The organism is Chloroflexota bacterium, assembly GCA_035652535.1.
GTDB lineage: Bacteria > Chloroflexota > UBA6077 > UBA6077 > SHYK01 > DASRDP01.
Map to the genome: position 1 here is coordinate 21,680 of DASRDP010000083.1, position 16,842 is coordinate 38,521.

Consider the following 16,842-nt stretch of genomic DNA (forward strand, 5'->3'; position numbering starts at 1 on the left):
GCCGCAGCGGGGGAGGGCGGGGATGGGGGCCCTAGGACGGGCGAGCCGCGGCGCCGGCTCGCCCGAGCTGCGGCCACGCGATCGGCGCCGCGGCTTTCGCCAGTCGCTCGGCGATCGGCAGCTCCTCGTCCCAGAGCTCCGCGATGATCCGCCGCCCGTTGACGCCGTCAGAGTTTCCCGAGGCGAGCCAGACGGCGGGCGCCTGCATGACCTCCGGATCGAGCATCGTGTCGGCCCAGCGGTCGCGCGTCATGTTCGTCCGCGTGGCCCCTCCGGGGATCAGGACGTTGGCCGTAACGCCGGTGCCTTCCACCTCGCGCGCGATGACGGCCATCAGCGCCTCATGCGCGGCTTTTGACGGACCGTATGGAGCGGCGCGGATCATCGTGTCCAGGCTCGTCGTGACGCCGATGATGCGGCCCCAGCCCTGAGCCACGAGGTGTCGGACGGCGGCGCGCGCCATGAAGAATGGGCCGTTCACGTTCACCGCCACCGTTCGGGTCCAATCTTCGATCGGAATCTGGCCGAAGAGCGGGCCGGGCTCCTGGCCTCGAATCACCGGGTTGATCCCCGCGTTGTTGAGCAAGATGTGCAGCCCGCCCATCGCGCGGAGCGTTTCGCGGACAACGCGCTCTGCGTCCTCGGGCCGCGTTACATCGCCCACCACGGCAAGCGCGCAGTCTGCGCCACCAATCGCCCGCGCATCCGCGACGCTTCGGTCCAGCGACGCTCGGTCGACGTCGACCATCGCCACCCGGGCCCCAGCGCGGACGAGCGCCAGCGACATCGCCCGTCCAAGTCCGATCGGGCTCGCCGCGCCGGTCACGATCGCCACCCGTCCCTCGATCGAGCTGTCCACCATCATGCACCTCCAGGCCCAACTGTACCCCCGGTTTCGATGAACCCGGTGTTGAAGACGCGCAGCCGGATGCGCGAACGTGCCGCCCGCGCGCCTGCCGCGCGGCCCCATCCTCGGCGCATGTGTCGTCGCGCCTTTCTGCCGTCGCCTGGCTCCGATTGCGCCGCGGCCGACTGCGGGAGCCCTCGACGCGCAGTCCCCCAGACATCGCGATTGAACGACTACAATGGGCCAGGAATTCGGCACGCAATCGCGGAGCGGAGGAGCCATGGCACAGGCGGTCCAGAGTCCAACCCAGCCGTACACCGTGTTTGACGTGGACACCACGAAAGTCGTCCGGGGACACTCTCAGGCCGTGGCACGGAGCCCGATGATGACGGTCCTCGTCCACCGCTGGGAGTCGGGCGGAGAGGTGCAGCTGCACACGCACCCGTTTCAGGACGCGACGTGGACGGTCCTCCAGGGGCGAGTGAAGTTCTACGGCGAGAACGACGAGGTCCTTGGCGACCTCGGGCCGCACCAGGGCATCTTCATCCCCGGCGGAACCTACTACTGGTTCGAGAACACGAGCGACGTGGAGCTGGTGATGACTCGCGTCTCGACGACCGTACCACGGGAGCTGCGCTCGGAAGACCCGGGCGACCTCGACGAGTACGGTCGCCGGTTCAAAGCCCGACCGTCGTAAGCGCCCGCGCACTTCCCGAGCCTCGCTCGAGCGCGCCTGGCGGCCCTCGGCCCCCCAGTCGCGCCGTACCCGACTACCCACCGGCGGTCCAGGTAGGCCACACGGGTTTGGCAATCACCGGCCACACCCTCGAGTCGCGCGGTACCTGCGCAACGTGCCGGCCATGACCGGACTCGCCGCGATCGCCGCCGCCAGCGTGTCTTTCTTCTCCACGTTGGCTGGTGGCGTCGTCGCCCTGCGATGGTCGGGCCGGGTCAACAGCCTGGCGGCATTCGCCAGTGGGTTGATCTTGGGCGCCGCGTTCTTCGACCTCCTCCCCGATGCGGTGGAGCGCGCCGACGCCCTCGGACTCGGCCCGGGTATGCCGTTGGGCGCGGCCTTGGTGGGCTTTCTCGCCTTTCATAGCCTAGAACGGTTTCTGCACCACCACCATGCGGAGGATGAGGGCCCGAGCGCGGCCGGCATCGTCGGCGCCGCCGGCTTCGTGGTCCACAGCCTCTTCGACGGGCTCGCGATCGGCCTGGGCTTCCAGATCAGCATGGATCTCGGGGTCCTCGTCGCGGTGGCCGTCATCGGACACGACTTTTCAGACGGCCTCAACACGATGAGTTATCTGGTAACGCACCGACAGCCCATGGGGCGCGCGCGCGGCGTGCTCCTTGCCGACGCAATCGCGCCGACGGTCGGAGCGGCCATCGCGACAGCCATCCCGTTCCCCGACGTGGTGTTCCCCCTGGGCATCGGGTGCTTCTCGGGGTTATTCGTCTACGCGGGTGCGACGCGCCTTCTGCCGCGCGCCGAGGCGCTGCCGCCGATGCGCTCGGTCATGCTGACCACCGTCGGCGCGGGCTTTCTCCTCCTGGTGAGCCGGCTCGCGTAGGGTTGCGAAGGTTGCCGCCCGGTTCTGGCGGAGGAAGCGCCCATGGTGGGCGGGCCGGGTCCCCAACACGCACTGGCAGGTCTGATCAGTTCCACAACCTGTGGTACCCTTGCGGCCACAAGAACCAGCGTGAGGCGTTCAGCGTCAGGGACGCGTGAGAGCCGCCTCAGGTCAATTCGCATCGGCCCTTATTCCCGCCGGGATCGGCTGCACACCCCGCGCAGGTGAGGACCGGATTCTTCGGAGGATCCCATGCTGGCCTGGAAGCAATGGTGCGCGAGGTTTATCGCCGCGTTTGTCGCCGCGTCAGTACCGCTCCCGCGACCCACCGACATCGCAGCCCAGACCGCCCAATTTGCCGACTTCATCCTGCCCACGGCGGACAGCGCGCCATTCGGGATCACGAGCGGCCCCGATGGCGCCCTGTGGTTCACCGAGCGGGACAGTGGCAAGATCGGACGCGTGAGCGTCGGAGGGCAGATTACGGAGTTCTCGCCCCCAACTGCCCAGAGCGCGCCCCTGGGAATCACGGCGGGGCCAGACGGGAATCTGTGGTTCACCGAGACAGTAAATGGCAGCAAGATCGGGCGCGTGAGTCCGGACGGCCAGTTCGCGGAGTTCACGCTTCAGGGCACGAACGTCTCGCCCTTCTCCATCACTCCTGGTCCAGATGGCGCTCTCTGGTATACGAAGTCCGCGGGAATCAAGATCGGTCGCATCACCACCGGTGGCGCCGTCACTGAATTCGATATCCCAAACATTACCGCGAACCCTGTCACGATCGTATCAGGGCCTGACGGTGCCCTCTGGTTCACCGATAGCAACCCCAACAACCGAATCTGGCGAATGACTACTTCTGGCGTCTTCTCCTTCTTCGCGATCCCAACGGCGCAAAGCGGGCCACAGGGATTGGTCGTTGGGCCGGATGGCGCCCTCTGGTTCACCGAATCGTCGGGCAATAAGATCGGCCGCGTCACAACCGATGGACAGTTCATCGAGTACGGCATTCCGACCAGCGAGAGCCAACCGCAGACCATCACAGTCGGTCCGGATGGGGCACTCTGGTTCACCGAACTGAGCGGGAACCAGATCGGGCGGATTACCGCGGCGGGCCAGATTTCAGAGTTTCTTGTTCCCGGAGGCATTGGGCTGATCGGCACCAAGCCCACGGGACTCGTCACGGGACCGGACGGCGCGATCTGGTTCACCGAGCAGAACACGAATAGGATCGGGCGTTTGGTCCTGATTACCTCCCCGACGCCAAGCCCAACAGGCACGGCGCGCGCAACGGCCACTGCGACCCCCTCCCCGACGCCGACCACGGTGGCTCCCGCGCTGGGAGGGAGGAACATTGGGCTGGCACCAAGAGGCACCGCCGAGGCAAGCCACTCCGCGACTACGATCCGCTGGGATGGCGGGACGCTTCAGAACGGGTACCTGGTGGCGCGGTATCTGCCGAGCCTGGTCATCCTTGCTCCCGGGCTGCTGTCGCCATCGGCGACTTCCCTCGAGGATGGCGACGCGCTGAGTGCACCGGCTGGATCGCTCTATTGTTACCTGCTGGGTCCGACCACTGGGACACCCCCGGCGCTTGCCGGCCTGTCCAACATCGTTTGCGAGCTGACGAATACGCGAACCAACACCGGGGCGCCCCAGAACCTCGCACTGCGCGTAACGCAGACGGGCTCCGCGGTCTTGGCCTGGAGCGATCCGGCAGCTGGAGGCCAGGACGGCTTTCGCGTCGTCACGCTGAGCGGGGCCACGATCGACTTGGACGCGACGGGAAGAAGCCAGACGCTGCCATTAACGGGTTTCGACTGCTTCATCGTGTTTGCGATGAGCGGCGGTTCTGCCATTGGCAACACCGACGTCGTCTGCGGCCTCCCTGGGATCTCGTCCCTCGGAGCGTAACGAGCGAGGCCAACGAGCCGGAGAGCAACTGCCGACTGCGCGAGAAGCGGGACCGCGGGTGGGGGAACATTCCGCCGCTCGACACACCGCGCGCCTCGGCGCAACATCTCGCGGGCTCCCTCATTGGTCCCTCATGGTGCGTTTACTCGCCGTTCACCTCGCTCAACGGACCAATCGCCTTCGACTTGCGAAGGTCGGGAGCAGCGGGGCGCGCCCCGCGCCCTAGCTCGCCCGGGAGGTTCGCCGCGGGAGGAGAGTGGCGGCCAACTGGATCTGCCTCGGGAGGAGAACCGCGCCTTTCGTGAGCACGATGTCGGCGTCAGCACCTGTTCAATCCGGGAGATCTACCAATGGCGATCGCGCGCTGGGACCCATTTTCCGAGATGATCAGCCTCCGCAAGGTGATGGACCGCCTCTTCGAAGAGGCCTTGGTGCGTCCGCCGAGCCTCGCGTCCGGCGATTCCTTCGGTGCCCCGCCCATGGACATCTACGAAACCCCCGACGAGCTGGTCGTGACCGCGTCGCTCCCGGGCATCAAGCCCGAGGACCTCGACGTGACGATCGCGAACGATCGGCTGCGCATCCAGGGCGAGACGCGTCGCAAAGAGGACGTGAAAGATGAGCAGTACCATCGTCAGGAGCGCCGCTTCGGCCGCTTCTATCGTGAGATCGCGCTTCCCGTGAGCGTCAAGAGCGACGCCGTTCGCGCGGATTTCACGGACGGCATCCTGACCTTGCACATGCCCAAGGCGGAAGAGGCAAAGCCGCGGCGCATCCAAATCGAAGCCGGCAGGACCCCACAACTGAGCGAGTCCACGCGGGCCGCCTGAGCCCTGCCCCCCGGGACGCACCAGCGGCCGGTCATCTCTACCGGCCGCCGGTGCGTCTCTCATGTGCGTTTCACCGTTTGTGCCTTGGCTGTCGTCGCGATACACTGGCAGTCACACGCAGGACAGGCCACCGAATAGCGCGGGCGCGCGCTCCGCTGGCCGTGCTGCAGATCAGCCAAGCGCGGGGGGAAGCCATGGCGATTGCGACAGACCTCACGGGCGAAGTCCTCATCTCGGCCGATTCCCACGTCTCAGAAGATCCCGACCTGTGGGTGAACCGGCTTCCGTCCGAGTTTCGCGACGCTGCGCCGCGATTCCCCAAGCGCCAGGAGGGCGGCCAGGGACGCTTCGAAGGTAAGACGGGCGGGTGGGACCCCAACGAACGGCTCAAAGAAATGGCGACCGACGGCGTGAGCGCCGAAGTCCTCTACCCCACGCTCGGCCTGCGACTTTTCGGAATGGACGATCCGGCTCTCCAAGAGGCGTGCTTCCGCGTATACAACGACTGGCTGTTGGAATACTGCTCCGTAGCGCTCGACCGGCTGCTCGGGGTGGCCTGCGTCTCGGCATACAACATCGACCAGGCCGTGCGGGAGATGGAGCGCACGCGCAAGGCCGGCATGGTGAGCGCTCTCATCTGGCAGGCCCCGCACCCTGACCTGCCCTTTTCCTCAGACCACTACAACCGGCTGTGGGCGGCCTCGCAAGATTTGGACATGCCCATCAGTCTCCACATCCTCACCGGGCACAACTACAGCAAGAACGGCCTCGGACCCACGGCCGGGCGATCCGGCGTCGAGCACTACCGCGGGAGCGTGAACCTCAAGACGTTCGACGCGGTGAACGCCTTCTTCGACCTCATCTTCTATGGGGTCCTGGAGCGCTTCCCGCGCCTGCGCATCGTGAACGTCGAGAACGAGATCGGCTGGATCCCGTTCTTCCTGCAGCAGTGGGATTACTACTATCGACGGTTCCACGAAACGAATCCACCACCCATCTCCGAAACGCCCAGCAGCTATTTCTACCGCCAGGTATACGTGACCTTCTTCGACGACGCCGTCGGCGGGCGGCTATTCGACTGGTGGGGCGTCGAGAACTGCATGTGGTCCAACGACTACCCCCACCCGAACTCGACGTGGCCTCACTCGCGCGAGGTCATCGCCAGGGACCTGGGTCATCTGCCCACGGACGTCCGGCGCAAGCTCGTCTGCGACAACGTGGCCCGGCTGTTCAACCTGCGGGTCCCGGCGCCGATTGGCTGACCCGGTCAGCCGGCGGATGAGAACCGGTCGTCGACGATCCGATTCACGGGCAACGGCTCGGTAAAGTCGAGGCGACCCTCGCCCAGCAGGAAGCGCTGCTGGTCGGTGAGGCTTTGCGGATCGAGGGCGAGATCACGCGCATAGGCATACGGCGCGCCCTTGCGGATGTCGTCCGGGGCGACGCCGGTGTACTGCGCCCAGATTGCCAGATTCTCGTCGGAGAAGATCTCTCCTTCGCTCTGCAGCTCATTGGCCGCCTTTCGCATCGCGCTCAAGAACGCACGGCCGGTCTGGACCGCATCGGATTTCAGTAGATTCGTGCCGAACAGCACAGCCGTCACCGTTGCGCCCGGCGCGGGATTCGCCACGAGGACCGAGGCGACCCCTTGCTCTCGCGCTTTCGCCGAAAACGGCTCGGGCAGCATCGCCGCGTCGATCGCGCCGTTGTTCAGCCCGGCGAGCATGTCGGGAAACGGCACGTACTGGACGTCGACGTCGCTCAGCGCGAGCTGCGACGCCGCCAGGAGCTTCGACAAGCTGTATTCCTGGATGCCGGCCGGGGCGTTGATCGCCACCTTCCGGCCACGAAGGTCCGACGGCGATCGGACCGAGCCGTCATCGGCAAGCTGGCGCCGAATCAGCAGCGGCGCCGCGACCAGCGTCGCAGGATCGCGCTGATTCTCGGAGTTGCCGGCCACCACGCGGACCTCGAGCCCGCGATTCACGGCGTTGTAAAACGGCGCGCCAACATTTCCGAGGCCCACGTCCATTTGGCCCGTCCCCAGGAACGCGACCACGTCCGACGCGCTCTGGACTACCGTGAGGTCGACATCGATGCCAACGGCGGAAAAGTAGCCCTTGGCAATGGCGCGGTAGAGCGGAGCGAAGGCGAGCACCGGTACGTACGCGACCTTCAGGGTCGCATGCTGCGCCGGCGATTGGCTCGAGGTGGCGTCGCCGGTGCTGGCCGGCGCCGACTGGCTGCCACCGCCGGCCGCGGAACCGCGCCCGCTGCACGCGGCCGCCGCGATGAGGAGGATCGGTACGAGGGCGAATACAGTTCGCATCATCGCCATACCCGCTGCGAACGACTCGACGCGCGCAGTATAGCGCGCCGGCGCCCTTCGTCAGGCCGGCGGGGCAAAGTGACCCCGCCCCTACCCGCCACCGGCCGACACGAGCCGACCGTCCGCGAGGGCGTCGAGGTCTACCCGGTCGAGCGACGTCACCACCAGATCCGCGCCCGCGTCGATCAGGAGCGCCTCGTCGTTGAGTCGAGCCACGCCGACCGATCGCATGCCGCCCGCCCGCGCGGCGAGGATCCCCGAAGGCGCGTCTTCGACGACCAGGCATTGACGGGGGGAGAGGCCAGCCTCGGCCGCGGCGAGCAAGAAGATCGCGGGGTTCGGTTTTCCCTCCGGCAGGTCGCGACCGGACACGTCAGCGTCGAAGAGGTCGAGCAGGGTCAGCGTGGGACGATCCGGGCCCGTTGGCGGTCCGTAGTCGGCGAGATCGATCATCTGGAGCAGCGTGCGCGCATTTTTCGAAGACGACGCCGCGACCAGCTTGAGGCCCATGCGGTCCACGTGCATCGCGAATCGCACACCATCGGGAAAGGCCGCGAATTCTCCCGCCTCGATAAGTTGGACCAGCCGCGTCTGCTTCCGGTCCGCGTACTCGACGGCGCGGAGTGCCGCCTCGGGCACCTTGAAGAACTCGAGCACCGCCAGCGCGCCACTCATGCGCGGCTTTCCCGCGACGAGCGCCTGATAGATGGCGGTCGTGAATGCGCCGGGTTGGTATGTGGAGCCGCCCACGGAGCCTCGCCATTCAGTCGCCATCAGCTCGTCGAGCGCCTCGCGCCATGCGCGCTCGTGGGGGGAAGCGACGAGAACGCCGTCCACGTCGAAGATCACGCCATCGAACCGCGTTTCTGTCGACTTCACGTGCCGGATCCTCCTCTGGTTTGCCTCGTTCAGCGCTGAATGTCGCCTGTTCGGCGGCGAACCGCCGGTGGTCACGCGTGCATTACCCGGGAAAAGAGGTAAAACGAAGCTCTGCGAAATCGGGGATCAAATCCAAACAAGACGAGGGCAGCACTGCAATGAACTGGGACCGTGAGGTCGACGTCGTCGTTATCGGATCGGGCGCGACCGGGCTTCCGGCCGCCATCGCGGCCAAGGAGGCCGGCGCCAGCACGTTGATCGTCGAAGCCAACTGGGACGTCGGCGGACACGCCGCGATCAGCGGCGGGAACGTCGCGCTCGGAGGCGGGACGAGCCGCCAGAAGCAATATGGGATCGCGGACTCCCCCGATCTCCTCTTCTCCGACCTCACGGATTGGTCCGTGGTCGAGCCGAACGGCTTTCCCAGCTACCGCTACAACGACCGCGAGATCATTCGCGCGTACGCCGACGAAAGCGCTCCAACCTTCGAGTGGCTCGTCGCCCACGGGGTGATTTTCGTCGACGGGCCGCCGGACAACCGCGGGGCCGGAGCCACGGGCAACTCCGCGCCGCGCGAGCACCACGCAGCGGCCATGGACTGGCCACAGATCACGACCGGACGCGCGCTCCCTCCCGACCGCCAGGCCATCACGTCCTCCGGAATCGGCCTCATTCGCCCGCTCGAGATCGCTGCCCGCAAGCTCGGCGTCGAGATCCTCCTGAAGCATCGAATGACCAGCATTATCCGCGAACAGGCGACAGCCGGGCGCGTGCTGGGGATCACGGCCGACCACGAGGGGACCACCCTGAACATCCGGGCGCGCCGCGGGGTCGTGATCGCGACCGGGGGCTCGACCGGAAACGTGAACTTTCGCCGGATGTTCGACCCGCGCCTGACCGAGGAGTACTGCGGTGTCGCCGGCGAACCCTACTCATTCCAGGATGCGAGCGGCGAGCTGGCCGCGATGGCCATCGGCGCGTCGCTGTGGGGCGCCTACAATCAGACCGGTGAGTTCGGCTCCGTCATCACCAAAGCCGGGAAGATCGGCTGCCAGTACGGGTACGTCAACTGCACCTGGCAGCCGACGAGCCCGATCTTCCACCTCGCTCGGGCCGTGGGGCTGCGCGTCGACGACTGGCAGGACGTCATCCTGGTCAACCAAGCCGGATTGCGCTTCTACGACGAGACGAAGGGGCAGTTCACCTCAAATAACTACGACGCGGTCAAGAACTACGTTCCCGGCAGCCATCGCAACGCGTCGAACATCACGTATCGCCCGTCCAACTTTCTCAACGCTGCGCTGGCGGGGACCGGCGAGCCCGTCAACGGCGGCGGTCCGATCTGGGCCATCTTCGATTCTGAGGCCGCGCGGCGGGAAGGATGGGTCCTCGAGCCGCCGTATGTGGACATCGCGGAGGGATTCTTCTTCTGCGGCGATACGATTGGGCAGCTTGCCAACAACATCAAGAACCGGTTCCAGCGCAAGCCCATGCCGCCCGACGCGCTCGAGCGAACGGTTGCCCGCTACAACGCCTTCGTCGACGCCGGGGTGGACGAGGACTTCGACAAACCCACGCCCAAGTACCGGATCGATTCGCCGCCCTACTACGCCGCCTGGGCCACGCCGGTCATTCATGACTCCCGGGTCGGGCTACGGATTGACGCCCGCTGCCGGGTCATCGACCTCTCCGGGAATCCCATTCCGGGTCTGTATTGCGGCGGCGAATCCGCCGGCGGCTTCAGCCTTCACGGGCTCGCCCGATGCACGGTGCAGGGCCGCATCGCGGGGATGAATGTCGCGAGGGAAGCTCCCGTCGACTCAGCGCCGTGACCCGTGGGTCCTCACTGGCCGCCGTACAATCCACGGGCGGCGCTGGCCGACCCCAGGTCACCGCGAGCGCGATAGGTAGGTCGAAGGCCCGTTGAGAGAAGAACGCCCAGGGTTGCGGCGCGCCGCCATCGCCCTCCAGCACCGAGACTATCGCCTCTTCTACATCGCGCTCCTCGTGGCAGGGATCGGCGGCCAGATCCAGACCTTCGCCAACGTCCTGCAGATCTACCATTTGACCGGATCGGCCCTGTCGCTGGGGCTCACCGGGCTCGCCCGGGCCATCCCCATCATCGCCTTTTCTCTCATGGGCGGGATCATCGCGGACCGGGTCGACCGCGTTCGCTTCAGCATGGTGGCGCAGGGCCTCGGGGGCAGCTTCAGCGTCATATTGGCGTTCCTGACCTGGACGGAGATGATCGACGTCTGGCACATCTATCTCTTCACGTTCCTCGTGTCGTCGGTTCAGGCACTCAACACGCCCGCCCGGAGCGCCATCATCCCGAACCTGGTCCCGCGCCACCATCTCCTCAACGCGATAGCGCTCAACTCCACGGTCTGGCAGACATCCAACATCATGGGCCCGACCATCGCAGGCTTCGCCATCGCCGCCATCGGCTTCGTGCCAACCTATTTCATTGACGGGGTGGCTCAGATCGTGAGCATCAGCACACTCGCGATGATCCACGTCGGGCGGGTCACGGCGCGATCGAACCAGTCGCCGATTCGGGGCCTCGTGGAGGGGCTGAGCTTCGTCCGCCATAGGTCCATCATCATGGTGCTTCTGGCGGCCGATTGCGGCGAGACCTTCTTCGCGCGCTACCAGGCCCTTCTCCCCATCGTGGCGGCCAACGTCGGAGCGGGCGCAGCTGGCCTCGGAATCTTGAGCGCTGGACCGGGCATCGGCAGCCTCGTCGGGGCGACGCTCGTGATGTCCCTGGGAGACTTTCGTTACAAGGGCATCGTGGTGGTCGGCGCGATCCTCGCCTACTGCTGCGCCCTGGTGGTGCTGGCGCTTTCGCCGTGGCTCGCCCTAGCCGTGGTCGCCACGTTCCTCCTCGGGGTGTTCGATTCGCTCCAGGCAACGCCGCGGAACGGCGTGATCCAGCTCCTGACACCGGACAACCTGCGCGGACGGGTTTCCAGCTTCCAGAGCATGCTGACCAGCGGCGTGCCCCCGTTGGGCCAAGCCCAGATGGGCGCCGTTGTGTCGGTCGTCGGCGCGCCCGTCGCCATGATCATCGGCGCGTCGATCTGCGCGGCGCTGCAGCTCGGCCTCGTCACCACGCGCAGCGACCTCCGTGCCGCGGACCTTGGCGCGCGCGAGCCGGAGGTGCGACCCGTCCCCGTCGCGGCTCAAGTCCCCTCTCCCTCTGGGAGAGAGCGAGGGTGAGGAGGGTTCAGCCCCAGCCTCGAGACCGGCCGCGTTGTCAGCCAGCCGCGCCGCCTGAACGTGCGAGCGGCGTCGGCGTCACCCGGCCCGCCGCCACCTGGGCCTCGATGGACATGACGGGCAGGTCCGTGAACGCCTCGAGGTAGGGCTCGACGGCGTTCTTCCACGGCTGTCCCTTCGGAAGAGCGAGCGTCGCACTCCGCACGCGATAGAGCGCGGGGTCGTCGACGCCCGGCGGCTTGACGCCGCCGTCCCGGAGCGCCTTGGCCGCGTTGATCAAGCGGCGGCGCACCTGGATCATCATCGCATCCGTCGTTCCCAGGTGCTCTCGGGTCCGATCGACGATGCCGCCCATACTCTCGAGCACCGCTTTGTCCTGCAAATTGACCGATGGCACGCCGGAGAATCGCCGGGTGCGCTGCGCTCCCCGGTCCATCAGGTAGTCGTTGCTGAGGTCCGCCTTCAGGCGCCACTGCTGCAGCGGATTGCTCGTCTCGGGAACGTACCCGCCCGGGTCACCCTCTGTGAATCGGTCGCGCTCCTCGGCGGTGAGGGGCCGCGTCGGGTTCCAGCGGACGTCCCACTTCATCACGTGCTCGTCGTCCAGCGGGATCCACCATTGCATCGGACACTCGGCCGGGCTGACCGGCGCGAACATGCCCCACATCGGCATGAGGAACTGCGTGATGCGCCAATAGATGATGCCAGGCTCTTCTTCCCGCCCCGCCGCGTACATCAAGCCGTAGTCGGTCGCCATGACCTCGAGGCGCGCGACCTTGTCATGGTAGAAGAGCCCGCGCCCGCCCGCTCCGCCCCCGGGAAACTGGGCGTCGCCATCCGCCGATAGCCGCGTGTGCAGAAACGAGAGGTGGCTGGAGTCCAGGTTCCCCTCCAGACTCTGGACCCAGTTGCAGTCCTGAAGGTTCTTCCGAATCGCCACGTGGCTCTCCGGCAGCATATTGAATTCGAGGTCTGGCAGAGCGGGCGGCTCGCTCCTGGGACCCATGTAGACCCAGATCAGCCCGCCGCGCTCGACGCACGGATACGCTCGATGTCGAATCTTGTCCTTGAAGTTGCTTTCGGGCGGCTCATTTGGCATGTCGACGCAGCGTCCCGCGACGTCGAACTTCCACCCGTGGTACACGCATCGCAGGCCGGCCTCCTCGTTCCGTCCGAAGAACAGGGATGCGCCACGATGCGCGCAGTTCTCCGCCAGCATGCCGACCCCTCCGGAGCTGTCGCGGAACGCGACCAGCTTCTCCCCGAGGAGGAGCATGCGCCGCGGCGGGCCATCGGCTTCGATCTCCCTGCTGTAGAGCACGGGCATCCAGTATTGGCGAAACAGATCCCCCATCGGCGTCCCCGGGCCAATTCGACAGAGCAGCTCGTTGTCCGCGGCGCTCAGCGTCGCATCCTCCTGTGACTATGCCAATGGGCCAATCCGTCAGCAGGGGCGCGGGGGTGGTCTGGCGAGGACGCGCTCCACGTAGTCATTGCCGACATTTCCCCGCGGCCGCTGGTCGGGCTCGACGCGGACCCATTTCGCGATACCCGTTTCATACTCCTCGTCCACGTCGAGGTCCAGCAGTCCGGCGTCGGCATCCCACGCGAGCTGGTACTCGTGGAGCGGCAAGGAGAGATTATCGGAGCCGTAGGCTCCGTTGTACAGGCGAATCGCGTCGCGCTCGCGCTGCTGGAGATCGCAGTAGAAGTTTCCCGAAGTGAAGTCGGGGACGGTGACGCGGATCAGCCTGGGCAGGCCGTCGCTCTCGCGCGCATCGTTGTAGCTGTCGACGGCCGCGCGGAACTCACGGCTTCCGGCGACCGCGGCCGGCCAGCCGCGCGCAGTCGCGTAGGCATTCTGGAGCATGCGCCCACCGGCGTCGGCATTGCGCTTCCAGCTCCACACTTCGTCGTCGGTGGGCGAGGGATACGTGATTTGCATCATTCCAACGCCGTGCTCGCCGTCGCTGCTCCAGAGCGGATACCCGTTATCGGTGAACTGGTGCACGCTGCTCTCCGCCTGGGCGATGCGCCACAGCGTGTAGTAGCTCGTCGGAAACTGCGCGGCGAGGTAGCCCTGAACCGTCGACATCGGCGGATTTGTGCCGAGAATGGTCACGGTGGCGTCCGCCGCGTATTCGACGTCCGCGATGACGGTAACGGCCCGCATCGTCAACGTGCCGCCACGGACCGTGTCTCCGAAATCCGGCGTGAAGGCGCTGAGCCCCTCAGTCCGCTGGTCGGGCCATCGGTACGTGATGGGTGACGACGGCCCGTCGACGGGATCGTCGTCCGACGGCGTATAGGTGATCCGGATGGACCACGTGAAGATCAGGTCGTCCACCGCCGAGTCAGGAATGCCCGTCATGGCGGGCGTCACGACGATCGTCGGCATCTCGGCCTGTTCTGAGAGGCGGTACACGTCGTGCTCGGCCGCGACCCGCAACGTAATCGGCTCGGGCTCGCTCGGCGAGGGCGTCGGCCCGCCTTCCTCGGGAGCGATGGCGGTCGGTGTCGCGGTTGGTGGCGGCGGCAAGATGGGAAAGGGCGGCGTCGGCAGGGGCGTGCCCACGGTGGCCGTGGCCGTGGCTGTCGGCGATTCCGTCGGCGTGCGCGTTTCGGTTCGCGTCGGCGTCGCGCGTGGCGTCGGCGTCGCGCTTGGAGTGCCCGGGGTCAGTCCCGCCTGCGCGTAGACGGGTCGGGCATGGGACACGTGCTCGCGTATGTCGGGGGCACTCGTCTGGTCCGCCGCGGGAGGAGGAAGGGCGATGGCGACGAGCACGAGCAGCACCGCGGCGGAGGCGAGGTGGAGCATCGAGCCAATTATTGAGGGACGCTGCCTGCTACCGCCACCGAGCGGTGGGCGCCGCTATCACAGTGAGGTCAAAAAGCGCGCCGAGCCCCTACCCCGGTCGCCCTGAGCCCTCGATCTGTTCGCCGTGGGCCCTTCGGCTGTCGCTCAGGACAGGCCTATCGAAGGGCGCTCAGGACAGCCTGTCGACGGGCGCGTGCCTTCAGCGGCTGGCCGGCGGCGCCCCTGTCCCCACGCAAGGCGCGTCCGAATCACTCGACGACCGTGAGCGTCCCTTCCATCCCCAGCGAGCGGTGCGGCTGGCCGTCGGGCGTCGCCACCGAGCACCACACCTCGTAGACACCGGGCTCCGTGAAGGTCACATCCAGCGTCGTCGAGTCGCCCGGCTCCGGATCGGATGACCGCCACCGGTCGCCGAAGCCGCCGACGTTGAAGCGATGCCGCTCGGTGCCATTGTTCGTGAGGACAAATTGCACGGGCTGGCCAGCCTTGACGACGAATTCGCCGGGATCGAACTGATACTCGATCATCGAAACAGGGATCTGCAGCGGCTCGTCACTCTGAGCGGCGGCGACCTGCGCCCATGGGCCGGCCTGCCTCCCCAAGAGAATGCCCGCAGCCAAGGCCGCGGGCAGGCCAAGCGCAATGAGATTTCGCTTCATATCGATTCCCCCTCCTAAGTCGCTCGAGTTCGGCGCCACCATCCTGTACGAGCGGGAACCCCTGGCCGGATTGCTACGCGCGGTCGGTCCGCGCGCCCCGATCAAGCGACGCGCTTCACCACGCCCGGCCCTCGAAGATCTCCTCGGGCCCGATGCGCTCGTCGATCGCTTCGAGCCGGTACAGCAGATCGACGAATAGATCGAGGTTTCGGCGTGCCTTTGCGTTCAGCCCGTAGACGTGGGGATCCTCGCCCAGAAGATCGACCTCGAGGCGCGCCAGATGGTCCTCGATTCCGCTTCGATACTCCGAGGCCAGCGCGTTCGCCTCGGTGAAGGCTCCCACCAGGTCGATGGGCAGTTCAGGTTGTTCCGCGATCAGCTCCCGACGCACCACGACGACGTCAGTGATGGGGTACAGCCCGGTGTCCCGATACGTGTTCGCGATCACCGTGGGATCCTCGACAAGCGGACGAATGCCAGCGGGCGGAACGGTCTCATGATCGAGCAGGTCGGGGCCGAAGAGGGACCAGTATCGGCCCTCGAGGTTCGAAATGACGGCATCTAGCTCACCGCGCAGGAGAAGGTCGAGGTTCTCGCGGTCAGTCCTGGGGCCTCGGATGACATCAAGGGGCATGCGATCGATCGCCCGCTCCGGCGGAGAGCCAGCGTGCCATTGGATCTGGTCGAGCGCTATGCCATACCCGCTCTCCAACATCATGAGGACGCCTGCGCACGTGCCCGACTGCAGGCTCTGCCGTGTGCCAACGCGTTTCCCAATCAAGTCGCGCGGGTGGCGCAGCGAGGAATCGGCGCGCACGAAGATGTTCCGCTGCATGTGCTCGCGGTCCAGGAAGACCGGGAGGGCGACTGGCGCTGCCCCCCTCAATCGTTTGACGATGTACCCACGCACGCTGTCCTCGCCGACGTCGTAGCCGCCTAACGCGAACGCCGCGAATCGATCCGGCGCGTTCTCGATGAACGGCGCGCACTCATAGGTCACGCCCGGGATTTCGATCCGCCCCGTTTCGAGCGCGCGGGTCCATGGGAACGATGGGAGCATGAATCGCAGGTGCATCCGTGAAATCATAGCTGCAGACGAATGACACTACACCCAGCGGAACCTCGGACTCGACACGATGGTGTGGACGTCGGACAAGGTGTCGACACCAGACAACCACTGGAGTGGACAGAATCGCATCGGGTACGTCAATCCCCGTCTCGACCCGGCGTGGGAAAGGATCGTCGGCTCCATCGATCCTGTCGAGCGCCAGGGCTACCTGATCGATGCGATCACCATCATGCAAGAAGACGCGATGGTGACGCTTACCCAAGGCGGAAGCGTTTGCGTTTCGGTCCGGTATTGTGGGGCCGACCGGGCCGACGGTCTTCGATACATCGCGCATTTGGAACATCTGGGCTTGGCACTGGAGCTGACGCGGTCGGGCCGGCACCAAGCGGGGAGCCCGGCCGCCCAGGCTTTTTCGCACCGGGGTGCCTCTCGTGCGCTCGCGGCGCTGCGCGGCACTGCCTCTATCGCAAGACGTCCCCCAATGCATTGATCGCACGATCAGGTCGGACCGCGGATGCTGGCGCTCATCCATGGATCTGCGCCAACGGCTCCGAGGGATGCCGGGTGATGCGCCAACAGATGGTATCCACTCCAAGGGCCAAGGCGGACGCTGACGTCGTCGAGTAAGAACGGGATAGGGAAGCGGATGGCCTCGTCGATGTTCGGCAGTTCGGCTTTGAGGGCGGCATACGGGGTGCGAT

General features: G+C 66.4%; 16 protein-coding genes. 8 read left to right on the forward strand and 8 right to left on the reverse strand.

The window, feature by feature from the left end; translation table 11 throughout:
- Window positions 1–31: 31 nt before the first annotated feature.
- Entirely contained in the window at window positions 32–862 is an 831-nt protein-coding gene (locus VFC51_09400) for an SDR family oxidoreductase (protein ID HZT07233.1), read from the reverse strand.
- Window positions 863–1,127: 265 nt separating this feature from the next.
- On the opposite strand from VFC51_09400, the gene VFC51_09405 reads away from it, so the two are divergent.
- From VFC51_09405 to VFC51_09425, 5 genes are all read left to right on the forward strand, one after another.
- Window positions 1,128–1,544 (forward strand): cupin domain-containing protein, encoded by a 417-nt coding sequence (locus VFC51_09405; GenBank protein ID HZT07234.1) that lies wholly within the window; start codon window positions 1,128–1,130, stop codon window positions 1,542–1,544.
- Window positions 1,545–1,707: 163 nt separating this feature from the next.
- Entirely contained in the window at window positions 1,708–2,424 is a 717-nt protein-coding gene (locus VFC51_09410; protein ID HZT07235.1) for a ZIP family metal transporter, read from the forward strand.
- 252 nt (window positions 2,425–2,676) lie between these two features.
- A complete protein-coding gene (locus tag VFC51_09415) occupies window positions 2,677–4,335 on the forward strand; it encodes a hypothetical protein (GenBank protein HZT07236.1) in 1,659 nt (552 codons plus the stop codon).
- Window positions 4,336–4,685: 350 nt separating this feature from the next.
- Window positions 4,686–5,165: an Hsp20/alpha crystallin family protein gene (locus tag VFC51_09420; GenBank protein ID HZT07237.1), complete on the forward strand. Its 480-nt coding sequence runs from the start codon at window positions 4,686–4,688 to the stop codon at window positions 5,163–5,165.
- A gap of 194 nt (window positions 5,166–5,359) precedes the next feature.
- Window positions 5,360–6,427 (forward strand): amidohydrolase family protein, encoded by a 1,068-nt coding sequence (locus VFC51_09425; protein HZT07238.1) that lies wholly within the window; start codon window positions 5,360–5,362, stop codon window positions 6,425–6,427.
- Window positions 6,428–6,432: 5 nt separating this feature from the next.
- Here the strand turns inward: VFC51_09425 and VFC51_09430 are convergent, their stop codons facing one another.
- A complete protein-coding gene (locus tag VFC51_09430) occupies window positions 6,433–7,497 on the reverse strand; it encodes an ABC transporter substrate-binding protein (GenBank protein ID HZT07239.1) in 1,065 nt (354 codons plus the stop codon).
- An 87-nt stretch (window positions 7,498–7,584) separates the two neighbouring features.
- Window positions 7,585–8,373: an HAD-IA family hydrolase gene (locus VFC51_09435; GenBank protein HZT07240.1), complete on the reverse strand. Its 789-nt coding sequence runs from the start codon at window positions 8,371–8,373 to the stop codon at window positions 7,585–7,587.
- Between the two features lie 158 nt (window positions 8,374–8,531).
- Here VFC51_09435 and VFC51_09440 point away from each other — a divergent pair, with 158 nt between their 5' ends.
- Window positions 8,532–10,205, forward strand: coding sequence for an FAD-dependent oxidoreductase (locus tag VFC51_09440; GenBank protein ID HZT07241.1), 1,674 nt, complete (start codon window positions 8,532–8,534; stop codon window positions 10,203–10,205).
- A 91-nt stretch (window positions 10,206–10,296) separates the two neighbouring features.
- Window positions 10,297–11,595: an MFS transporter gene (locus VFC51_09445; GenBank protein HZT07242.1), complete on the forward strand. Its 1,299-nt coding sequence runs from the start codon at window positions 10,297–10,299 to the stop codon at window positions 11,593–11,595.
- Window positions 11,596–11,632: 37 nt separating this feature from the next.
- Here the strand turns inward: VFC51_09445 and VFC51_09450 are convergent, their stop codons facing one another.
- The 4 genes from VFC51_09450 to VFC51_09465 all read right to left on the reverse strand — a co-directional run bounded on the left by VFC51_09450 (window position 11,633) and on the right by VFC51_09465 (window position 16,147).
- Window positions 11,633–12,949, reverse strand: a complete 1,317-nt coding sequence (locus VFC51_09450; GenBank protein ID HZT07243.1) for a Rieske 2Fe-2S domain-containing protein — start codon at window positions 12,947–12,949, stop codon at window positions 11,633–11,635.
- A gap of 90 nt (window positions 12,950–13,039) precedes the next feature.
- Window positions 13,040–14,413 carry a hypothetical protein gene (locus VFC51_09455; GenBank protein HZT07244.1) on the reverse strand — a complete coding sequence of 458 codons (1,374 nt, stop codon included), beginning with the start codon at window positions 14,411–14,413 and terminating at the stop codon, window positions 13,040–13,042.
- A 248-nt stretch (window positions 14,414–14,661) separates the two neighbouring features.
- A complete protein-coding gene (locus tag VFC51_09460) occupies window positions 14,662–15,072 on the reverse strand; it encodes a cupredoxin domain-containing protein (protein ID HZT07245.1) in 411 nt (136 codons plus the stop codon).
- A gap of 115 nt (window positions 15,073–15,187) precedes the next feature.
- Window positions 15,188–16,147 (reverse strand): hypothetical protein, encoded by a 960-nt coding sequence (locus tag VFC51_09465; GenBank protein ID HZT07246.1) that lies wholly within the window; start codon window positions 16,145–16,147, stop codon window positions 15,188–15,190.
- Between the two features lie 82 nt (window positions 16,148–16,229).
- On the opposite strand from VFC51_09465, the gene VFC51_09470 reads away from it, so the two are divergent.
- A complete protein-coding gene (locus tag VFC51_09470; protein HZT07247.1) occupies window positions 16,230–16,631 on the forward strand; it encodes a hypothetical protein in 402 nt (133 codons plus the stop codon).
- An 8-nt stretch (window positions 16,632–16,639) separates the two neighbouring features.
- On the opposite strand, the gene VFC51_09475 is transcribed toward VFC51_09470, so the two are convergent.
- A partial coding sequence (locus tag VFC51_09475) for a hypothetical protein (protein ID HZT07248.1) occupies window positions 16,640–16,842 on the reverse strand: 203 nt, incomplete at its 5' end.

Bases quoted from the DNA above. Each gene is read 5' to 3' on its own strand.
- VFC51_09420 (HZT07237.1), top strand. From the start codon at position 4,686: ATGGCGATCGCGCGCTGGGACCCATTTTCCGAGATGATCAGCCTCCGC.
- VFC51_09460 (HZT07245.1), bottom strand. From the start codon at position 15,072: ATGAAGCGAAATCTCATTGCGCTTGGCCTGCCCGCGGCCTTGGCTGCG.
- VFC51_09400 (HZT07233.1), bottom strand. From the start codon at position 862: ATGGTGGACAGCTCGATCGAGGGACGGGTGGCGATCGTGACCGGCGCG.
- VFC51_09465 (HZT07246.1), bottom strand. From the start codon at position 16,147: ATGCACCTGCGATTCATGCTCCCATCGTTCCCATGGACCCGCGCGCTC.
- VFC51_09455 (HZT07244.1), bottom strand. From the start codon at position 14,413: ATGCTCCACCTCGCCTCCGCCGCGGTGCTGCTCGTGCTCGTCGCCATC.
- VFC51_09450 (HZT07243.1), bottom strand. From the start codon at position 12,949: ATGGGGGATCTGTTTCGCCAATACTGGATGCCCGTGCTCTACAGCAGG.
- VFC51_09425 (HZT07238.1), top strand. From the start codon at position 5,360: ATGGCGATTGCGACAGACCTCACGGGCGAAGTCCTCATCTCGGCCGAT.
- VFC51_09415 (HZT07236.1), top strand. From the start codon at position 2,677: ATGCTGGCCTGGAAGCAATGGTGCGCGAGGTTTATCGCCGCGTTTGTC.
- VFC51_09405 (HZT07234.1), top strand. From the start codon at position 1,128: ATGGCACAGGCGGTCCAGAGTCCAACCCAGCCGTACACCGTGTTTGAC.
- VFC51_09440 (HZT07241.1), top strand. From the start codon at position 8,532: ATGAACTGGGACCGTGAGGTCGACGTCGTCGTTATCGGATCGGGCGCG.
- VFC51_09430 (HZT07239.1), bottom strand. From the start codon at position 7,497: ATGATGCGAACTGTATTCGCCCTCGTACCGATCCTCCTCATCGCGGCG.
- VFC51_09410 (HZT07235.1), top strand. From the start codon at position 1,708: ATGACCGGACTCGCCGCGATCGCCGCCGCCAGCGTGTCTTTCTTCTCC.